We start from the raw sequence: 14,219 nt of genomic DNA on the forward strand, positions 1-14,219 counted from the left end.
ACACTCGCCCGGTGCGTCGTGTGCTGAGCCGTTGGGTGGACCCGTTCGTCGTCACGCTCGTGGCGGTGATGGTGCTCGGGCTGGTGGTGCCGGTCGGCCCGGGGGCGCAGCGGGTCGTCGACGTCGCGGCGGACGTCGCGGTCACGATCCTGTTCCTCGTGTACGGCATGCGGCTGTCCACGCGCGAGGTGTGGACGGGCCTGCGCAACTGGCGCCTGCAGGGCAGCATCCTCGCCGCGACGTACGTCGTCTTCCCGCTGCTGGGGCTGCTCGTCGCGTGGGCCGTGACGCCGCTCGTCGGGGGGCCGCTCGCGGCCGGCATGCTCTACCTGTCGCTGCTGCCGTCCACCGTGCAGTCCTCGGTGGCGTTCACCTCCGTGGCGCGCGGCAACGTCGCCGGGGCGATCTGCGGGGCCACCGTGTCCAACGTGCTGGGCATGGTCCTCACGCCGCTGCTGGTGCTGTGGCTCATGAGCGATGCGCAGGGTGACGCGTCGGGGACCGCCGGTCACGGCCTGGACGGGCTGCAGACCGTGCTGCTGCAGCTGCTGCTGCCGTTCGTCGTGGGCCAGCTGCTGCAGCCGTGGGTCGGCGGCTGGATCCGCGCCCGCCGGTGGCTCACGCTCGGCGTGGACCGTGGCACCATCCTCGTCGTCGTGTTCTCCGCCGTCGCGGCGGCGAGCTCGGCGGGCGTGTGGGCCGGCATCTCGGGCTGGGCGATCGTCGCGCTGCTGGCGGTGAGCGGGGTCATGCTCGCCGTCATGCTCGGCCTCACGTGGTGGGGAGGCGCCGCGCTGAAGCTGCCGGTCGAGGACCGCGTCGCCCTGCTCATGTGCGGGTCCAAGAAGTCCCTGGCCACCGGTCTGCCCATGGCGAGCGTGCTGTTCCCGGTCGCCGTCGCGGGCGTCATCGCGGTGCCGGTGATCATCTTCCACCAGCTCCAGCTCGTGGTGTGCGCGGTGCTGGCGCGCCGCCTCGCGCTCCGCGACTGAGCCCCGCCGGCCGCCCTGCGAGCATCCGGTCCCGTGCCTAGCGTCGCGGGCATGGCGAAGCAGGACGACGCGAAGCAGGACGACGCGAAGCAGGACGACGACGCGTCGGGGGAGCGGTGGTCGCACGACGTGACCGAGCACTCCGACGCGCTGGACCTCGAGGACGACGTCTTCACCTGGGACGACCCCGCCCGCATCGCGGCGTCGCTGAAGCGGTCGGCCGAGGCGAGCGACCGGCGCAAGGGCACGCCCTACCAGTCGGCCATGTCGATGCTGACGTTCTACGTCAACCGGGCCGGGGCGAACCTCCCCGCCGCGCAGCGCGACGTCCTCGACCGGGCGAAGGACGAGCTGCGCACGGCGTTCGGCCGGGACTGAGCGCCAGGCCGTCAGGTGAACGCGACCCCGGTGAGCTCCTCGGACAGTGCCCACAGGCGGGAGGCGTCGCCGGTACGCCGCAGAGGTGCCCAGGGCCGCTGCGGTCCGGGCGGGCCGCCCAGGCGTCCCGGCCGGCCGGGGCCGTAGAAGCCCCCGTCCCGCGCCTCGGACGAGACGGCCGCCAACAGCGCCGGCAGCGCGGCGCTCTCGACCGTCCCGACGACGAGGCCGCGCGCGCAGAGCCAGCGGATGACGCGCACGTCCCGGGTGTCCGCGGCGCGGCCCACCTCGGGCCGCGCGGCGAGCAGGCTCGTCGGCGCGACCCCGGGGTGCGAGACGTTGCTCGTGACGCCCCAGCCCGCGGCCCCGCTGCGGCGGGCGAGCTCGAGGCCGAAGAGCCCGCAGGCGAGCTTCGACTGCCGGTAGGAGCGCATGCCGTCGTACCTGCGCTCCCCGTTCAGGTCGTCCCACCGGATCGTGCCGCGGCGCGCGGCGATGCTCGTCTGCGAGGTCACGCGCGCGCGTCCGGCCCGCAGGAGGGGCAGCAGGCGACCGGTGAGCGCGAAGTGGCCGAGGTGGTTGGTGCCGAGCTGCAGCTCGAAGCCGTCGGCGGTGACCTGCCGCTCGGGCGGGGTCATGACGCCCGCGTTGTTGACCAGAAGGTGGATCGGCGCACCTTCGGCCGTGAGCTTCTCGCCCAGCGCCGCGACCAACGCGAGGGACGCCAGGTCCAGCTCGTGCCGGACCAGCCGCGCCGCCGGGTGCTGCGCCCGGATCCGCGCGGCGGCCGCCTCGCCCTTGCGGGGGTTGCGGACCGGCATGAGGACCTCCGCGCCGGCGCCCGCGAGCCGCGTCGCGATCTGCAGGCCGACGCCGTCGCTCGCTCCCGTGACCAGCGCGCGATTGCCGGAGAGGTCGGGCAGGACGATGTCGTGCTCGGTACGTGCCATGGGCCCCACGGTGCCCGACGGCGGCGGTGCGAGCCAGGGTCCGGCGATCCCGGGCTGGGCGGTGCGGGCCCCTAGACTGGCCCGCACGCACCGGACGACGACGTCGGGAGGTCGCGATGCACGGGGAGACCCGCAGCGCAGAGCAGGGTCCGCGCGGGGCAGGCGTGCGTCGCGACCCGCGCACCGTGCGCGCCGCGTACGAGCGGTTCCTCGGCACGGGCGAGCTGCCCGGCGACATCGACCCGGTGGTCGCCGAATCCTGGCGCCGGTCCCTGCGCAGCGGCGTCGACCCGGACACCCCCCACCTCCAGGTCGCCCTCGGCGACGCCGAGCTCGCCGCCTACCGTGCCTCCCACCCGCTCGCCGCCGTCATGCCCGTGGTGCGCGAGCTCGTGGTCGACGGCGCGGCCGACGACGGCCTCGTCGTCGCCGTCTCCGACGAGATCGGCCGCCTGCTGTGGGTCGAGGGCAACCACCGCCTGCGGGGCACCGTCGACCGGGTCGGGTTCGTCGAGGGCGCGGTGTGGCGCGAGGAGAGCGTGGGGACCAACGCGCCCGGAACGGCGCTCGCCACCCGCCGCGCCGTGCAGGTGATCGGCGCCGAGCACTACTCCCGCCCCGTGCAGGAGCTCAGCTGCGCGGCCGCGCCCATCCGGGACCCTGCGACCGGCCGGGTGCTCGGCGTCCTCGACGTCACCGGCAGGCGGGCCGCGGCGTCGCACGTCGTGCTGTCGCTGGTGCGGGCGACCGTCGCCACCGTCGAGCGGGAGCTCGCCCACCGTGCGGCTGCGAGCGCCGGCACGGGTGGCCTCGCCGCCCGGCCCGCCGTCGACCTGCGCGTGCTCGGCCGGCCCGTGCTGCGCACCCCGGGGGGCGAGCACCGGCTCTCGCTGCGGCACGCCGAGATCCTGCTGCTGCTCGCCGAGCACCCGCGCGGGCTGGGCGCCGACGAGCTCGCCGTCCTGCTGCACCCGGGCGAGCTGTCCGACGTCACCGTGCGGGCGGAGGTGTCCCGGTTGCGGCACGTGGTGGGCGCGCTGCTCGCCGGGTCGCGGCCCTACCGGCTCGCCCGGCCGCTGCGGACCGACGCCGACGCCGTGCGGGACGGGCTCGCCGCGGGCGACGTGCGCGGCGCCGTCGCCGCCTACGCGCCGCTGCTGCCGCGGTCCGTCGCCCCCGGCGTGGAGCGGCTGCGGGCGGAGCTGACGGCGGAGGTGCGGGCCGCCGTCCTGGCGTCGGGCGACCTCGACGCCCTGGACGCGTGGGTGCGCGGCGGCGACGGCGCCGACGAGCACGCGGCCTGGGCCCGGCTGCTCGCCCTCGCGCCGGCCGGTAGCCCGCAGGCCGTGCGAGCCCGCGCCCGCGTCACGCTGCTCGACACCGAGCTGTCGTAGCCGGGGGCTCAGCAGCCCGCGAGCGCCTCCGTGACGCCGTCGCCGGGACAGACCTCCCGGCTCCAGCTCCCTGCGCCGTAGGTGTCGGCCGCCGTGTCGTAGTAGATCTCGAGGTCGCCGCCGACGACGCGGTAGTCGGGCCGCCCTCGGTGGTGGGCGTCATCACGGCGAGCTCGGCCCCGGACTCCCATGCCGCGTCGAGGCAGTCGCGCGCCTCGGCGGGGATCTCGCCGCCCTGCGGCGATGGTCCTGTCCGCGCGGGCCGTGGTCCAGACCGGACGGACGTTCGGGCCGCACTGCAACGGAGCTGCAACCTTCGCCGTCCTAGGGTCGGCGGCATCGCGGCGCGACGAGGCGCCGCACGTGCGAGGAGGCAGCATGACCGTCTACGCAGCCCCCGGTCAGCCCGGGGCGATCGCCGAGTACCGCGCCCGGTACGACCACTGGATCGGCGGGGAGTACGTCCCGCCGGCGAGCGGGCAGTACTTCGAGAACCCCAGCCCTGTCACCGGGCAGACGTTCACCGAGGTGGCGCGCGGCAACGCGGAGGACATCGAGCGCGCGCTCGACGCCGCGCACGGCGCCGCGCCGGCGTGGGGCCGCACGTCCGTCACGGAGCGGGCGAACGTCCTCAACAGGATCGCGGACCGGATGGAGGCGCACCTCGAGGAGATCGCCGTCGCCGAGACGTGGGAGAACGGCAAGCCCGTCCGCGAGACGCTCGCCGCCGACATCCCGCTCGCCATCGACCACTTCCGCTACTTCGCGGGCGCCATCCGCGCCCAGGAGGGCTCGATCTCGGAGATCGACGAGGACACGATCGCCTACCACTTCCACGAGCCGCTCGGCGTGGTCGGGCAGATCATCCCGTGGAACTTCCCGATCCTCATGGCCACGTGGAAGCTGGCGCCGGCGCTCGCGGCGGGTAACGCCGTCGTGCTCAAGCCGGCCGAGCAGACGCCCGCGTCGATCTTGTTCCTCATCGACATCATCGGCGACCTGCTGCCGCCCGGCGTGCTCAACGTGGTCAACGGGTTCGGGGTCGAGGCGGGCAAGCCGCTCGCGTCCTCGTCGCGGATCCGCAAGATCGCGTTCACCGGCGAGACGACGACCGGGCGCCTGATCATGCAGTACGCGTCGCAGAACATCATCCCGGTGACGCTGGAGCTGGGCGGCAAGAGCCCCAACATCTTCTTCTCGGACGTCGCGTCGGCGCGGGACGACTACTACGACAAGGCGCTCGAGGGGTTCACGATGTTCGCCCTCAACCAGGGAGAGGTGTGCACCTGCCCGTCGCGCGCGCTCATCCAGGCCGACATCTACGACCAGTTCCTGGGCGACGCGCTCGAGCGGACCAAGGCCGTGAAGCAGGGCAACCCGCTGGACACCGAGACGATGATCGGCGCGCAGGCGAGCAACGACCAGCTCGAGAAGATCCTGTCCTACATCGACATCGGCAAGGCCGAGGGCGCCAGGGTGCTCACGGGCGGGCACCGGGCCGAGCTCGACGGCGACCTCGCGGGCGGCTACTACGTGACCCCCACGGTCTTCGAGGGCAAGAACTCCATGCGGATCTTCCAGGAGGAGATCTTCGGGCCGGTCGTGTCGGTCACGGAGTTCGCGGACTTCGACGACGCCATGAAGATCGCCAACGACACCCTCTACGGGCTGGGCGCCGGCGTCTGGTCCCGGCTGGGCGAGACGGCGTACCGCGCCGGGCGCACCATCGAGGCCGGGCGGGTCTGGACCAACTGCTACCACGCGTACCCGGCGGCCGCGGCGTTCGGCGGCTACAAGGGCTCCGGCGTCGGGCGCGAGAACCACAAGATGATGCTCGACCACTACCAGCAGACGAAGAACCTGCTGGTCAGCTACTCGGGCCAGAAGCTCGGGTTCTTCTAGGCCGACGACGGGAGCGGACGATGACCGACGACGCGGTCTCCCGCGTCGCCGTGACCGACGCCGCGGCCGGGCTCCTCGCCCGGCTGCGGCGTCAGCACGGCGACCTGATGTTCCACCAGTCCGGCGGCTGCTGCGACGGTTCGAGCCCGATGTGCTACCCGGACGGCGACTTCCTGCTCGGCGACGCCGACGTGCACCTGGGGGACCTGCTCCTCACGGACGGGCCGCCCGCGGCCACCGGCGCGACAGGGGAGGAGTTCACCGTGCCCGTCTGGATGAGCCGCGCCCAGTTCGAGTACTGGCGGCACACCCACCTGACGATCGACGTCGTGCCCGGGCGGGGCGCCGGGTTCAGCGTCGAGGCGCCGGAGGGGGTGCGGTTCCTCATCCGGTCCCGACTGCTCACGGACGCGGAGGTGGCGACGCTGCGCTGAGCCCGTGTCACCAGCCGGCGAACCTCCCGAGCGCCACGAACGCCGCGGCGAGCAGCAGGAGCACGTTGACCCACAACTGGGCGAGCTCGCGCCGCCGCACGTGCACCGCGATCGCGAGCGCCTGGAGCACGACGAGGCACGTCGCGGCCGTCGGGGTGAGCCAGGGTTGTGTGCCGGTCGCCAGGGGCAGGACCAGGCCCAGCGCGCCCGCGATCTCGGCCAGGCCGATCAGGCGCACCACGACGACGGGGAAGTCCTCCACCCACCCCATGGCCGACCGCAGGCGTTCGCGGCTGCGGGTCAGCTTGACGAAGCCCACCGCCAGGTAGAGCAGGGCCAGCAGCCCGACGGCGACCCACAGTCCGATGTTCATCCGGTGCCTCCTCGCGGCAGCAGCTCGAGGCGGGCGGCGATGCCAGGGCGGAGCGGCGACGCCGTCGTGCCTGCTGGGAACCTAGCGCGGGGACGTCGTCACCGGAACGACCGCGCCCGTGGTGTCGGAGGGTCGACGCCCGATATGTTCTCCCGGTGACCCGAGAGACCCTCCCCTCCCTGTCGGCGCTCCCCGCGTGGCTCGTGCCGTCCGTGTACCTGAACTGGTCGGCCGACTGGCTGACGGAGTCCGTCGCGATCGCGACCCGCACGCCGGAGCACCGGCTGCCCGCGGGGCCGGACGGGCCGCAGCGCGGGGACGTGGTCGTGACGGTGCTCGGCGACGCCGGCGTGGTCGCCGCCGTCGAGCTCATGGGCGCGAGCGACGGCGAGAGCTGGGTGAGCGACGACCTCTTCGGCCCGGACCGGCCGATCGTGTGGGCAGACCTGTTCGAGGGCGCCGACACCTACACCGGCTCGTCGGGCTGGCTGCCGCCGGAGCACGCGCGGCTCGTGCTGGACGGCGTCGCCGAGCAGTTCCGGGGCGGCCCCGTGCACACCCTCGACCCGGGCGACTGCGGCGCCCGCGCCACCGCGCCCGACGTGCACGCCCTGCGCATCCTCGGCCATCGCGCCGTGACCGGCTGGTCGATGCGCCGCGAGGAGCGCTGCGCCACCTGCGAGCGGTTCGTCGACGTGCACCGCATGCACGCCCACGACGACGGCGCCGTCCGCCTCGGCACCACCACCGCCGGCGGCCGCACCCTGGAGCAGCTGGTGCGCGACGTGCACCTCCTGTGCGAGCAGTGCCACGACCTGCTGCACGCGCACACGGTGTCGTCGCAGCGCGCGCGGATGCGCCCCCAGTGCCCCGGCTGCGGCGCGCGCGGCAAGACCAAGCGGATCGTGTGGGGCATGACGTTCCAGGACGACGTGATGAACGCCGAGCCGGACGTCGTCTACGGCGGCTTCGAGGTGCCGGTGCCGACGCCCGAGTGGTACTGCACCGAGTGCCACGCCAACTTCGCGAGCAGCGTCATCGCGTCGCGGGCGCTGACCTCCGCCGACACGGGCGGCAGCGCAGGGGTCGTGGCCGTGACGGGAGCCCTGTCGGTGGTGCCCGACCTGCCGGACGACGAGCCCGCCGCCTGACACCCGTCGTGGTGGGGCCGCGGCCGACCTCGGGTCAGGCCGCGGCCGTCGCCGTGGCGCGCCGTCGTCGGCGCACGAGACCGTGCTCGGCCGGGGGCACGAACGGGGCGAGCAGCAGCGGCATGCCCGCCTCGAGCGGCGTGCGGTCGGCCTTGAGTCCGTTGCACCGCTCGCACGCGGCGACGAGGTTCAGCCACGACGAGTCGCCGCCGCGCGAGCGGGGGATCACGTGGTCGACCGTCTCCGCGGGGCCGCCGCAGTACGCGCAGGCGCCGTCGCGGCGCTTGACGCCGTCCTTGGTGACAGCGGGCCGGCCGGCGCTGCGGTAGCGCCAGCGCATCGCGACGTACCGCACCAGGCGGAGCACCCGCGGCATCGGGTAGGGGCCGAACCGATGGCCCTCCACCGCCTCCTCGACCACCGCGACCTCGCGGACCAGCATCGTGATGGCGTGCTTGACCGACACGCGGTGCAAGGGCTCGTAGCCCGCGTTGAGCACCAGGACGTCGGCCACGGCCCGCTCCCTCCTCGACCGGCGCGCACACCGTGTGAATCCGGTCACAGCATGCTGCCGAGGTGAAAGTATGCCGCCGAGGCGCGGAAGTCCAGGGCAAAGCCCGGTCGGGACGCCCGTCGGAGGCCGATGAGTCCGGTCCGCGCGCGCCGTCCACCCTGCGTCCACGACACCCGACGGAGGGCCACATGAGGCTCAGCGTCACCATCGTCACCTCGCTCGACGGGGTGGTGCAGGGACCGGACGGGCCCGAGGAGGACACCCGCGGCGGCTTCGCCGAGGGCGGCTGGTTCGTCCCGTTCACCGCCGGCACCACCGTCGTCCGCCCCGCCGACGAGGCCGACCTGGCCGCCGAGGTGCAGGCGCTCAAGGACGGTCCCGACGGCGAGCTGCAGGTGCACGGCAGCGCGCGACTCGCGAGCACCCTGCACGACCTGGGGCTCGTGGACGTCTGGCGCCTCGTCGTCGCGCCCGTGGTCGTCGGTTCCGGGGCGCGGCTGTTCGACGACGGCGCAGCGCCGTCCGGGTTCGCGGTCACGCGGTCGTGGCTCGGCGACACCGGGCTCGTGTTCCTGGAGCTCGAGCCTCGGCCCCTGCGGCACGGCGCCGCCGACGTCGTCGACGGCGCGCAGTCCGTGCGCGTCGACTGAAGGGTCGGTCGCCCCCGTCCGTGCGTGGCAGGCCGACGGAGCGTCCGACGGCCGGTCATGCGCCGCGACGGCGACGGCGTGCGTCCCGCTCGGCCTCCTCTTTCGCGAGGAGCACCGCCCGTGTGATCGAGCGCGCGCGGGACGGTTCCGACGGGGCGCCCGTCTCGGTGAGGAGCGCCGCGAGGAGGCCCAGGGGCGCCGTGGCGAGGCCGAGCGGCGGAGCGAAAAACGGGAAGGCGAAGATGCCGCCATCACGCAGCACGTTCCTGTCGAACCAGTAACGCCCCACGCAGATCGCGAGGGTGAGGGCTAGCCACGCGGCGAACCACGGTGTCAAGGACTGGCCGGCCTGGGCCAGCGTCGCGAGCGACAGCCAAAGCGTCAGCGACGCCGGTGTCTCGAACGCCTCTCGGGCGGTGCTCGCGAAGCCGATCGTCAGGGCGACGCAGAGCAGGAGCGCAGCGGCGCCCACGGACCACGGTCCCGCTCCGTGGGCGAAGGCGCTGGTGGCCGTCCCGGCAAACCACGTGCCGCCGCTCGACCACCCGACGGCATCGGCCCACGACCCGATCTGGGCCAGTGGCCGAAGTCCTGACGAGTGCGCGCCCCGCAGGGCGGCGCAGCCGAGGACCGAGCACAGCAGGGCGTACGCCTTGATAAGGACCGGCCTCCGGCCGGCCAGGTCGGTGATCAGCGACGCGACGTCCATGGGTTCCGTCTCCTTGTCGTCCGAGTTGCCCGTCATCGGTCAGAACCGGGGCAGCCGCAGCAGGTTGTCGGTCTCCGTGCCGTTGGCAACCGTGGCGATGTACCGCGTGCCGCGGGAGCTCACCCTGGCCACGACGTCGGTCTGCACGTGGGTGACCGGGTGCAGGGCCCGGTAGCGGGTGCCGCGCACGATGTCGGTGTGCACGGCCTCGCGGCTCGAGACCCGGAGCGGGCCGGTGGTCAGGTCGGACACGGCGACGGCCTCGATGTGCTCGTTGTGCGTGCCGGGCTCGGCGACGCGGACGGAGTGGATGAACGGCATGGTCGGCTCCTCGTGGACGGACTCGTGCTTGTCGGTGTGGTGGGGAGCGGCGGGCGCGTCGGGTCCGGACCTGTCACGCCCGCCGTGGGGGCCTCAACCCTTCGCGCGGAAGAAGACGGGGTCGGCGAACCAGCCCGCCGTCAGCGTCCAGGTGCCGGGGGCCCCGGCGGGGACGGCGACGCACACGTTCCCCTTGGCGGAGCCGCCCTCGTACAGCTCGTCGACGTCGGTGAGGTCGTCAGGGATGACGCCGCACGAGTCGGAGTAGGTGACGCTGTCGTCGCCGACGAACTCGACCGTGAGGTCGACCCACGGTGTGCCGGTCTCGTCGCCCGTGTAGGTCGCCTCGACCGGGACGATCCAGTACTCCATGCCGTCGGCGGGCGCCTCGTTGAACTGGTTCTCGGCGTGGATGTCCGCCCAGGCCTCGTGGGGCTTGCCGAGGTCGACGGTCCAGTCGTCGTTGCCGACGGTCTCGGCGAACGTGAACGGATTGTCGCGGGTGCCCTCCTCGGCCGCGGCCGGCTCGGGGTCGGCCGCGACGTCCTCGTCCGTGGTCGCCTGGTCCGCGACGTCCGCATCCGGCTCGGCCGGAGCATCCTCACCGGTAAGGGCGGGGGTGTCGTCGAGCGAGTCGGAGACGTCGTCGAGCACCGAGCTGTAGAAGGCCTGCGACGCCAGGACGGCGGCGCCGGCGACGACGGCCAGCACGATGCCCGCGACCGCCATGCCCTGTCGGGGCGCACCTCGACGGGCCTTCACCAGCCCGACGATCGCCAGCACCAGCCCTGCAAGGGCGAGCACGAACGCCCCGTTGTTGACGATGGGGATCAGGGACAGCAGCAGCGCGACCAGCGCGACGACGAAGCCGGCCACGGCGAGCCCGTTGCCGCGCGTCGGGGGAGGCGTGACGGGAACCGGGGGGGCGGGGTGCGGCTCGAAGGTCGGGCCGTTCGGGGTGGTGGACATGGGAACTCCTTCGGTGGTGTCGGGTGAGTGCTGAGGTTGCGGCTGGTACGGGGTCACTGCTTGTCCCACGTGCCGCAGCGGTTCGTCTCGAAGTCCTGGCCGTCGCGCAGCGCGACCGTGGGTCGGCCTCCGGTGACGATGTCGTTCTGGACGATGTCGTCCTGGTTGGTGCCGGACCGGTAGATCGCCCAGTAGCAGTCGCCGGAGACAGGCTCGGTGGTCCGGTAGGTGCCGGCCTCGACGTCCGTGCCGACGGTCCAGACCCCCTCGTCGATGCGGTTGTTCTCGATCGTCTTCTCGGTCTTGCTGACGGCCTTCTCGCGCCCGGCGACGTCCTGCTCGCGCTCGTCCAGCCCGGACTCGCGCTCGTCGAGCTCGGCCTGCCGGGTCGCCGCCTCCGTCTCGGCGTCGTCGATCCGGCTCTCCGCCGTCTCGGCGCGTGCGACGGCGCCGTCGAGCTCCGTGCGCGTCGCGTCCAGCTCGGCGGCGGTGTCGGTGACCTGCGTCTGCGCGGTCCGGGCGTCGCGATCGCGGTCGGCGGCGACCACGGTCGCCCCCGTTGCGAACGCGCCCAGGAGCGCCGCTGCCGTGCCCAGCACGATCGGCGTGCGGTGGTCACGCACCCATCGGGACGACGTCCGGGGTCGAGCGTCGGCGCCGCTCACGTCTGGTCTCCCGTCGGATCGACCGTCAGGAGCAGGTCGAGCCCCGTGTCGGGGTGGTAGCCCCACGACGCGGTGATGCCGTCCCAGGAGTCGGTCTGCCTGCCGTCGAGCGCCCGCGTGGAGTACATGAGCTCCGTGACCCGGGCCGGGGTCTTGAGCGCGCTGAGGACACAGTCGACGGTCGTGTAGCTCGCGCCGGTGAGGTCGTCGTCGCCCTGGACGTCGAGCGCCAGGGTGGTGCCGTCGTCGACGAGCTCCATTCCGTCGCTGGGCCCGCAGCCGTCGAAGGCGGCCTCGAAGGCTGCCGCACCGGGCCCGGTGTCGGTCGCGTCGCCGGCGGGTGCCGGATCACCGAGTGACAGTGCGAGCGCCACGACGGACGCTCCCACCACCATCCCGCCGAGAGTCGCGGCGACGACCGTCCCGGGGCGGTATCGCCTGTCGTCCCTCGTCGGGTCGTCGTGCGGCGGGCCCTGCGGCGGAGGCGGGGCGGTGGCCACCCGGCCGTCGACCGGTGCGTCCTCGTTCATCGTCGGCTCCTCGCGTCGATGTGCGTCGGGTGGGTTGTTCCGACCCGTCTGGCAGGAGCATCGACTCGGGGGACAGGCGCTGTCAGGAACGCGGGTGATAAAGCCTCTTATCGCGCCGCCGTGACCTTGCCGGCGCGGGTCGTGCGCCTACCCTTGGCGCGACGAGAGGAGGCGCGATGGACTCGACACCGCTGCGACCGGCACGGACGGCCGAGGCCGGGCTGCACGACCTGACGTTGTCCCTGCCGGACATCGCGCTCACGGCCGGCGTGCAGCGACCGGTGGTGTCCATGTGGCGTACGCGCCACGCCGCCGGCCCGAATCCGTTCCCTGCCCCCGTCGTGGACAGCGCAGGCTCGCCGCGTTTCCGTGCGTCGGAGGTCGTCGCATGGGTGGAGCGCACCGGCCTGGGGAAGAACATCGACTTCGCCGCCGACGTCGCGGTACGCGGCGTGCTCGACGCCCGTCCGGGGGGCGGCCGCCCCACCGACGGTCTCCTCGCGCTGCTGTGCCTGCGCGCGTACGCATCGGCGGTGCTCGCGGACCTCGCCCCCGGCGACGTGCTCGACCTGGCCGACGAGCTCGACCCCGACGACGAGTTCCTCTACCGGGAGGTGGCGGCGCTCGGGGCAGACCTCCCGGCCGTGTGCGAGCTCGCGGACCTCATGGCGTCTGCCGCATACTCGCCAGGCCGCGCCGCGGAGGCCGTGCTCGCGGACCGCTACCGCGCCGGCCGTGCGGACCTCACTCGGTCGGCGCTCGCGCCGGCAGCGCTCGACCTGGTCGCGCGGGTGGTGGAGGTGGTGGCGCCGGCGGACGTCGTGGCGAGCCCGGCGCCCGGGTGCGGCGACCTGCTGCATGCCGTCCTCGCCACGCCCGACGCCGTCGACGTCCCGACAGCGCTGGTGCCGCTGGGGGAGGGGCGCAGGCTCGCGCGACGCCGCCTGGTCGCGCACGGTTGGGACGTCCGGACGCTGGAGGACGGCGACCTGCCGACCGAGGCGGTCGTCGTCCGCCAGGTGCCGGAGGTCGGCGTCGGCGACGTGTCGGACGAGGAGGCGCTGGCCCGGGTCGACGAGGTCGTGCTGTCGCTGGGTCCGGGGCAGCGGGCGGTGGTGATCGGCCCGGCGAGCGCGCTCGTGGAGGCGGCGTCGAGCCCGGCGGTGGAGTCTGCGCGCTCGGCGCTGCTGCGCACGCACCGCCTGCGCACGGCGGTGCTGCTGCCGCCGGGGCTCGTCGTCGGCCGGTCGCGGCAGCGCCTCGCGCTGTGGGTGCTCGGCGATGCGCACCCCGACGTCGCGATCGGGGACCGGTGGACGATGGTCGCGGACCTCTCGGACGCCACCGTCAACGGCCCGACCTTCGACAGGGCAATGCTCGACGACCTGCTCACCGACGTCGTCGCCTCCCTCGACAGCGCGGATTCCGTGCGCGCGCACGCGTTCCGGTTCGCCCGCTTCGTCAGGCTCCCGGAGGTGCTCGCGCGCGGCGGCTCGCTGATCGAGTCGGGACGAGGCCTGGCGCAGGTGCCGCGCGACGACCGCGGTGCGGCGGCGGTGCGCGTCCGCGAGCTCGCGGAGCTGCTCGACGGCGAGGGCCGGCGCCCCCTCGACGTCACCGTGCGACGGGGCGCGGCGCAGCCGCTGCATGAGGCCCTGCTGGGCACCCTTGCCGACGACGGGAGGGTGCGCAGACTGCCCGGAGTCCGCCTCGCGGAGTCGATGGTCGTGCCGGCGCCGGAGAGGGATCCGGCACTGACCCGCGTGCTGGGCCCGGACGAGCTGCTCGGTGCCGTCCCGTGGGGCACGCGGGCCGTCGACCGGATGCGCCTGGCCGCCGAGCACCCTGGTGCGCGGCTCACCGAGCCGGGCGACGTCGTCGTCACGACCACGCCCCGTCCCGCGGCCGAGGTGGACCGTGACGGCTTCTCCGCCGTCGTGTACCCGGCGTGGGTTCTGCGCGTCGTCGACCCCGATGGTCCCGGGGACACCCCCCGCCTACTGTCCGATGTCGTGGCCCGCGAGATCGCCGCCCAGCCCTCGGGTGCCAAGCGGTGGCGGTCGTGGCGGGTGCGGATGCTGCCGGCGGACCAGGCGGACGACGTCGAACGTGCGCTTCGTGCCGTCGCTGACCGTGCCGCTGCCGCCCGCCGCGAGCTCGACCGTTTGGAGGAGCTCGCCGGGGCGTTGGTCGACGGCGTCGCGGTCGGCGTCGTCAAGATCGTCCCTGGCGAGGTCGACGACGGCGTCAGTGCCGCAGGACAAGATGAGGCCATCGAATGAGGAAG

The 14,219-nt window shown here is 74.0% G+C and carries 17 protein-coding genes; 8 read left to right on the forward strand and 9 right to left on the reverse strand.

All coding sequences use genetic code 11. The features are described from left to right. The first annotated feature begins 11 nt into the window (after positions 1-11). Positions 12-992 carry a bile acid:sodium symporter family protein gene (locus tag B5Y66_RS07215; protein WP_079572874.1) on the forward strand — a complete coding sequence of 327 codons (981 nt, stop codon included), beginning with the start codon at positions 12-14 and terminating at the stop codon, positions 990-992. 51 nt (positions 993-1,043) lie between these two features. Beyond that, positions 1,044-1,370 (forward strand): DUF3175 domain-containing protein, encoded by a 327-nt coding sequence (locus B5Y66_RS07220; protein WP_079572876.1) that lies wholly within the window; start codon positions 1,044-1,046, stop codon positions 1,368-1,370. A gap of 11 nt (positions 1,371-1,381) precedes the next feature. On the opposite strand, the gene B5Y66_RS07225 is transcribed toward B5Y66_RS07220, so the two are convergent. After that, positions 1,382-2,320 (reverse strand): SDR family oxidoreductase, encoded by a 939-nt coding sequence (locus B5Y66_RS07225; protein ID WP_079572878.1) that lies wholly within the window; start codon positions 2,318-2,320, stop codon positions 1,382-1,384. 116 nt (positions 2,321-2,436) lie between these two features. Here B5Y66_RS07225 and B5Y66_RS07230 point away from each other — a divergent pair, with 116 nt between their 5' ends. Beyond that, on the forward strand, positions 2,437-3,714 hold the full coding sequence (locus tag B5Y66_RS07230) for a GAF domain-containing protein (protein ID WP_079572880.1): 1,278 nt from the start codon (positions 2,437-2,439) through the stop codon (positions 3,712-3,714). An 8-nt stretch (positions 3,715-3,722) separates the two neighbouring features. Here the strand turns inward: B5Y66_RS07230 and B5Y66_RS07235 are convergent, their stop codons facing one another. Next, a complete protein-coding gene (locus tag B5Y66_RS07235) occupies positions 3,723-3,905 on the reverse strand; it encodes a hypothetical protein (protein WP_079572882.1) in 183 nt (60 codons plus the stop codon). A gap of 187 nt (positions 3,906-4,092) precedes the next feature. On the opposite strand from B5Y66_RS07235, the gene exaC reads away from it, so the two are divergent. Both exaC and B5Y66_RS07245 read left to right on the forward strand, forming a co-directional pair. Continuing rightward, the gene (exaC, locus tag B5Y66_RS07240) at positions 4,093-5,616 is read left to right on the forward strand and encodes an acetaldehyde dehydrogenase ExaC (RefSeq protein WP_079572884.1); all 1,524 of its coding nucleotides are present in this window, start codon (positions 4,093-4,095) and stop codon (positions 5,614-5,616) included. 20 nt (positions 5,617-5,636) lie between these two features. Continuing rightward, positions 5,637-6,050: a DUF779 domain-containing protein gene (locus B5Y66_RS07245; RefSeq protein WP_079572886.1), complete on the forward strand. Its 414-nt coding sequence runs from the start codon at positions 5,637-5,639 to the stop codon at positions 6,048-6,050. Positions 6,051-6,057: 7 nt separating this feature from the next. Here the strand turns inward: B5Y66_RS07245 and B5Y66_RS07250 are convergent, their stop codons facing one another. Then, complete coding sequence (locus B5Y66_RS07250; RefSeq protein WP_079572888.1) at positions 6,058-6,423, reverse strand: DoxX family protein; 366 nt, start codon at positions 6,421-6,423, stop codon at positions 6,058-6,060. A gap of 155 nt (positions 6,424-6,578) precedes the next feature. On the opposite strand from B5Y66_RS07250, the gene B5Y66_RS07255 reads away from it, so the two are divergent. Continuing rightward, a complete protein-coding gene (locus B5Y66_RS07255) occupies positions 6,579-7,574 on the forward strand; it encodes a hypothetical protein (protein WP_176168804.1) in 996 nt (331 codons plus the stop codon). 34 nt (positions 7,575-7,608) lie between these two features. Here B5Y66_RS07255 and B5Y66_RS07260 read toward each other — a convergent pair whose 3' ends face one another. Further along, entirely contained in the window at positions 7,609-8,088 is a 480-nt protein-coding gene (locus tag B5Y66_RS07260) for an HNH endonuclease (RefSeq protein ID WP_079572890.1), read from the reverse strand. A 188-nt stretch (positions 8,089-8,276) separates the two neighbouring features. Here B5Y66_RS07260 and B5Y66_RS07265 point away from each other — a divergent pair, with 188 nt between their 5' ends. After that, positions 8,277-8,738, forward strand: a complete 462-nt coding sequence (locus B5Y66_RS07265) for a dihydrofolate reductase family protein (RefSeq protein WP_079572892.1) — start codon at positions 8,277-8,279, stop codon at positions 8,736-8,738. Between the two features lie 55 nt (positions 8,739-8,793). Here B5Y66_RS07265 and B5Y66_RS07270 read toward each other — a convergent pair whose 3' ends face one another. The 5 genes from B5Y66_RS07270 to B5Y66_RS07290 form a co-directional block, all read right to left on the reverse strand. Beyond that, on the reverse strand, positions 8,794-9,447 hold the full coding sequence (locus tag B5Y66_RS07270; protein ID WP_139820775.1) for a hypothetical protein: 654 nt from the start codon (positions 9,445-9,447) through the stop codon (positions 8,794-8,796). A 39-nt stretch (positions 9,448-9,486) separates the two neighbouring features. Beyond that, positions 9,487-9,768: a DUF3892 domain-containing protein gene (locus B5Y66_RS07275; RefSeq protein WP_079572896.1), complete on the reverse strand. Its 282-nt coding sequence runs from the start codon at positions 9,766-9,768 to the stop codon at positions 9,487-9,489. A 93-nt stretch (positions 9,769-9,861) separates the two neighbouring features. Next, positions 9,862-10,737, reverse strand: coding sequence for a DUF4190 domain-containing protein (locus B5Y66_RS07280; RefSeq protein ID WP_079572898.1), 876 nt, complete (start codon positions 10,735-10,737; stop codon positions 9,862-9,864). A gap of 53 nt (positions 10,738-10,790) precedes the next feature. Next, a complete protein-coding gene (locus tag B5Y66_RS07285; RefSeq protein ID WP_139820776.1) occupies positions 10,791-11,402 on the reverse strand; it encodes a coiled-coil domain-containing protein in 612 nt (203 codons plus the stop codon). Beyond that, positions 11,399-11,932 carry a hypothetical protein gene (locus tag B5Y66_RS07290; protein WP_079572902.1) on the reverse strand — a complete coding sequence of 178 codons (534 nt, stop codon included), beginning with the start codon at positions 11,930-11,932 and terminating at the stop codon, positions 11,399-11,401. The genes B5Y66_RS07285 and B5Y66_RS07290 overlap by 4 nt, the downstream gene beginning before the upstream one ends. Before the next feature lie 176 nt (positions 11,933-12,108). Between B5Y66_RS07290 and B5Y66_RS07295 the strand changes: the two genes are divergently transcribed. Then, a complete protein-coding gene (locus B5Y66_RS07295) occupies positions 12,109-14,214 on the forward strand; it encodes a hypothetical protein (protein ID WP_079572904.1) in 2,106 nt (701 codons plus the stop codon). Positions 14,215-14,219 lie beyond the last annotated feature (5 nt).

The sequence above is a fragment of the Krasilnikoviella flava genome, from assembly GCF_900167525.1.
Classification (GTDB): Bacteria; Actinomycetota; Actinomycetes; order Actinomycetales; family Cellulomonadaceae; genus Isoptericola; species Isoptericola flavus.

Bases quoted from the DNA above. Each gene is read 5' to 3' on its own strand.
- B5Y66_RS07290 (WP_079572902.1), bottom strand. From the start codon at position 11,932: ATGAACGAGGACGCACCGGTCGACGGCCGGGTGGCCACCGCCCCGCCT.
- B5Y66_RS07220 (WP_079572876.1), top strand. From the start codon at position 1,044: ATGGCGAAGCAGGACGACGCGAAGCAGGACGACGCGAAGCAGGACGAC.
- B5Y66_RS07295 (WP_079572904.1), top strand. From the start codon at position 12,109: ATGGACTCGACACCGCTGCGACCGGCACGGACGGCCGAGGCCGGGCTG.
- B5Y66_RS07225 (WP_079572878.1), bottom strand. From the start codon at position 2,320: ATGGCACGTACCGAGCACGACATCGTCCTGCCCGACCTCTCCGGCAAT.
- B5Y66_RS07235 (WP_079572882.1), bottom strand. From the start codon at position 3,905: ATGGGAGTCCGGGGCCGAGCTCGCCGTGATGACGCCCACCACCGAGGG.
- B5Y66_RS07265 (WP_079572892.1), top strand. From the start codon at position 8,277: ATGAGGCTCAGCGTCACCATCGTCACCTCGCTCGACGGGGTGGTGCAG.
- B5Y66_RS07230 (WP_079572880.1), top strand. From the start codon at position 2,437: ATGCACGGGGAGACCCGCAGCGCAGAGCAGGGTCCGCGCGGGGCAGGC.
- B5Y66_RS07280 (WP_079572898.1), bottom strand. From the start codon at position 10,737: ATGTCCACCACCCCGAACGGCCCGACCTTCGAGCCGCACCCCGCCCCC.
- B5Y66_RS07270 (WP_139820775.1), bottom strand. From the start codon at position 9,447: ATGGACGTCGCGTCGCTGATCACCGACCTGGCCGGCCGGAGGCCGGTC.
- exaC (WP_079572884.1), top strand. From the start codon at position 4,093: ATGACCGTCTACGCAGCCCCCGGTCAGCCCGGGGCGATCGCCGAGTAC.
- B5Y66_RS07250 (WP_079572888.1), bottom strand. From the start codon at position 6,423: ATGAACATCGGACTGTGGGTCGCCGTCGGGCTGCTGGCCCTGCTCTAC.
- B5Y66_RS07275 (WP_079572896.1), bottom strand. From the start codon at position 9,768: ATGCCGTTCATCCACTCCGTCCGCGTCGCCGAGCCCGGCACGCACAAC.
- B5Y66_RS07245 (WP_079572886.1), top strand. From the start codon at position 5,637: ATGACCGACGACGCGGTCTCCCGCGTCGCCGTGACCGACGCCGCGGCC.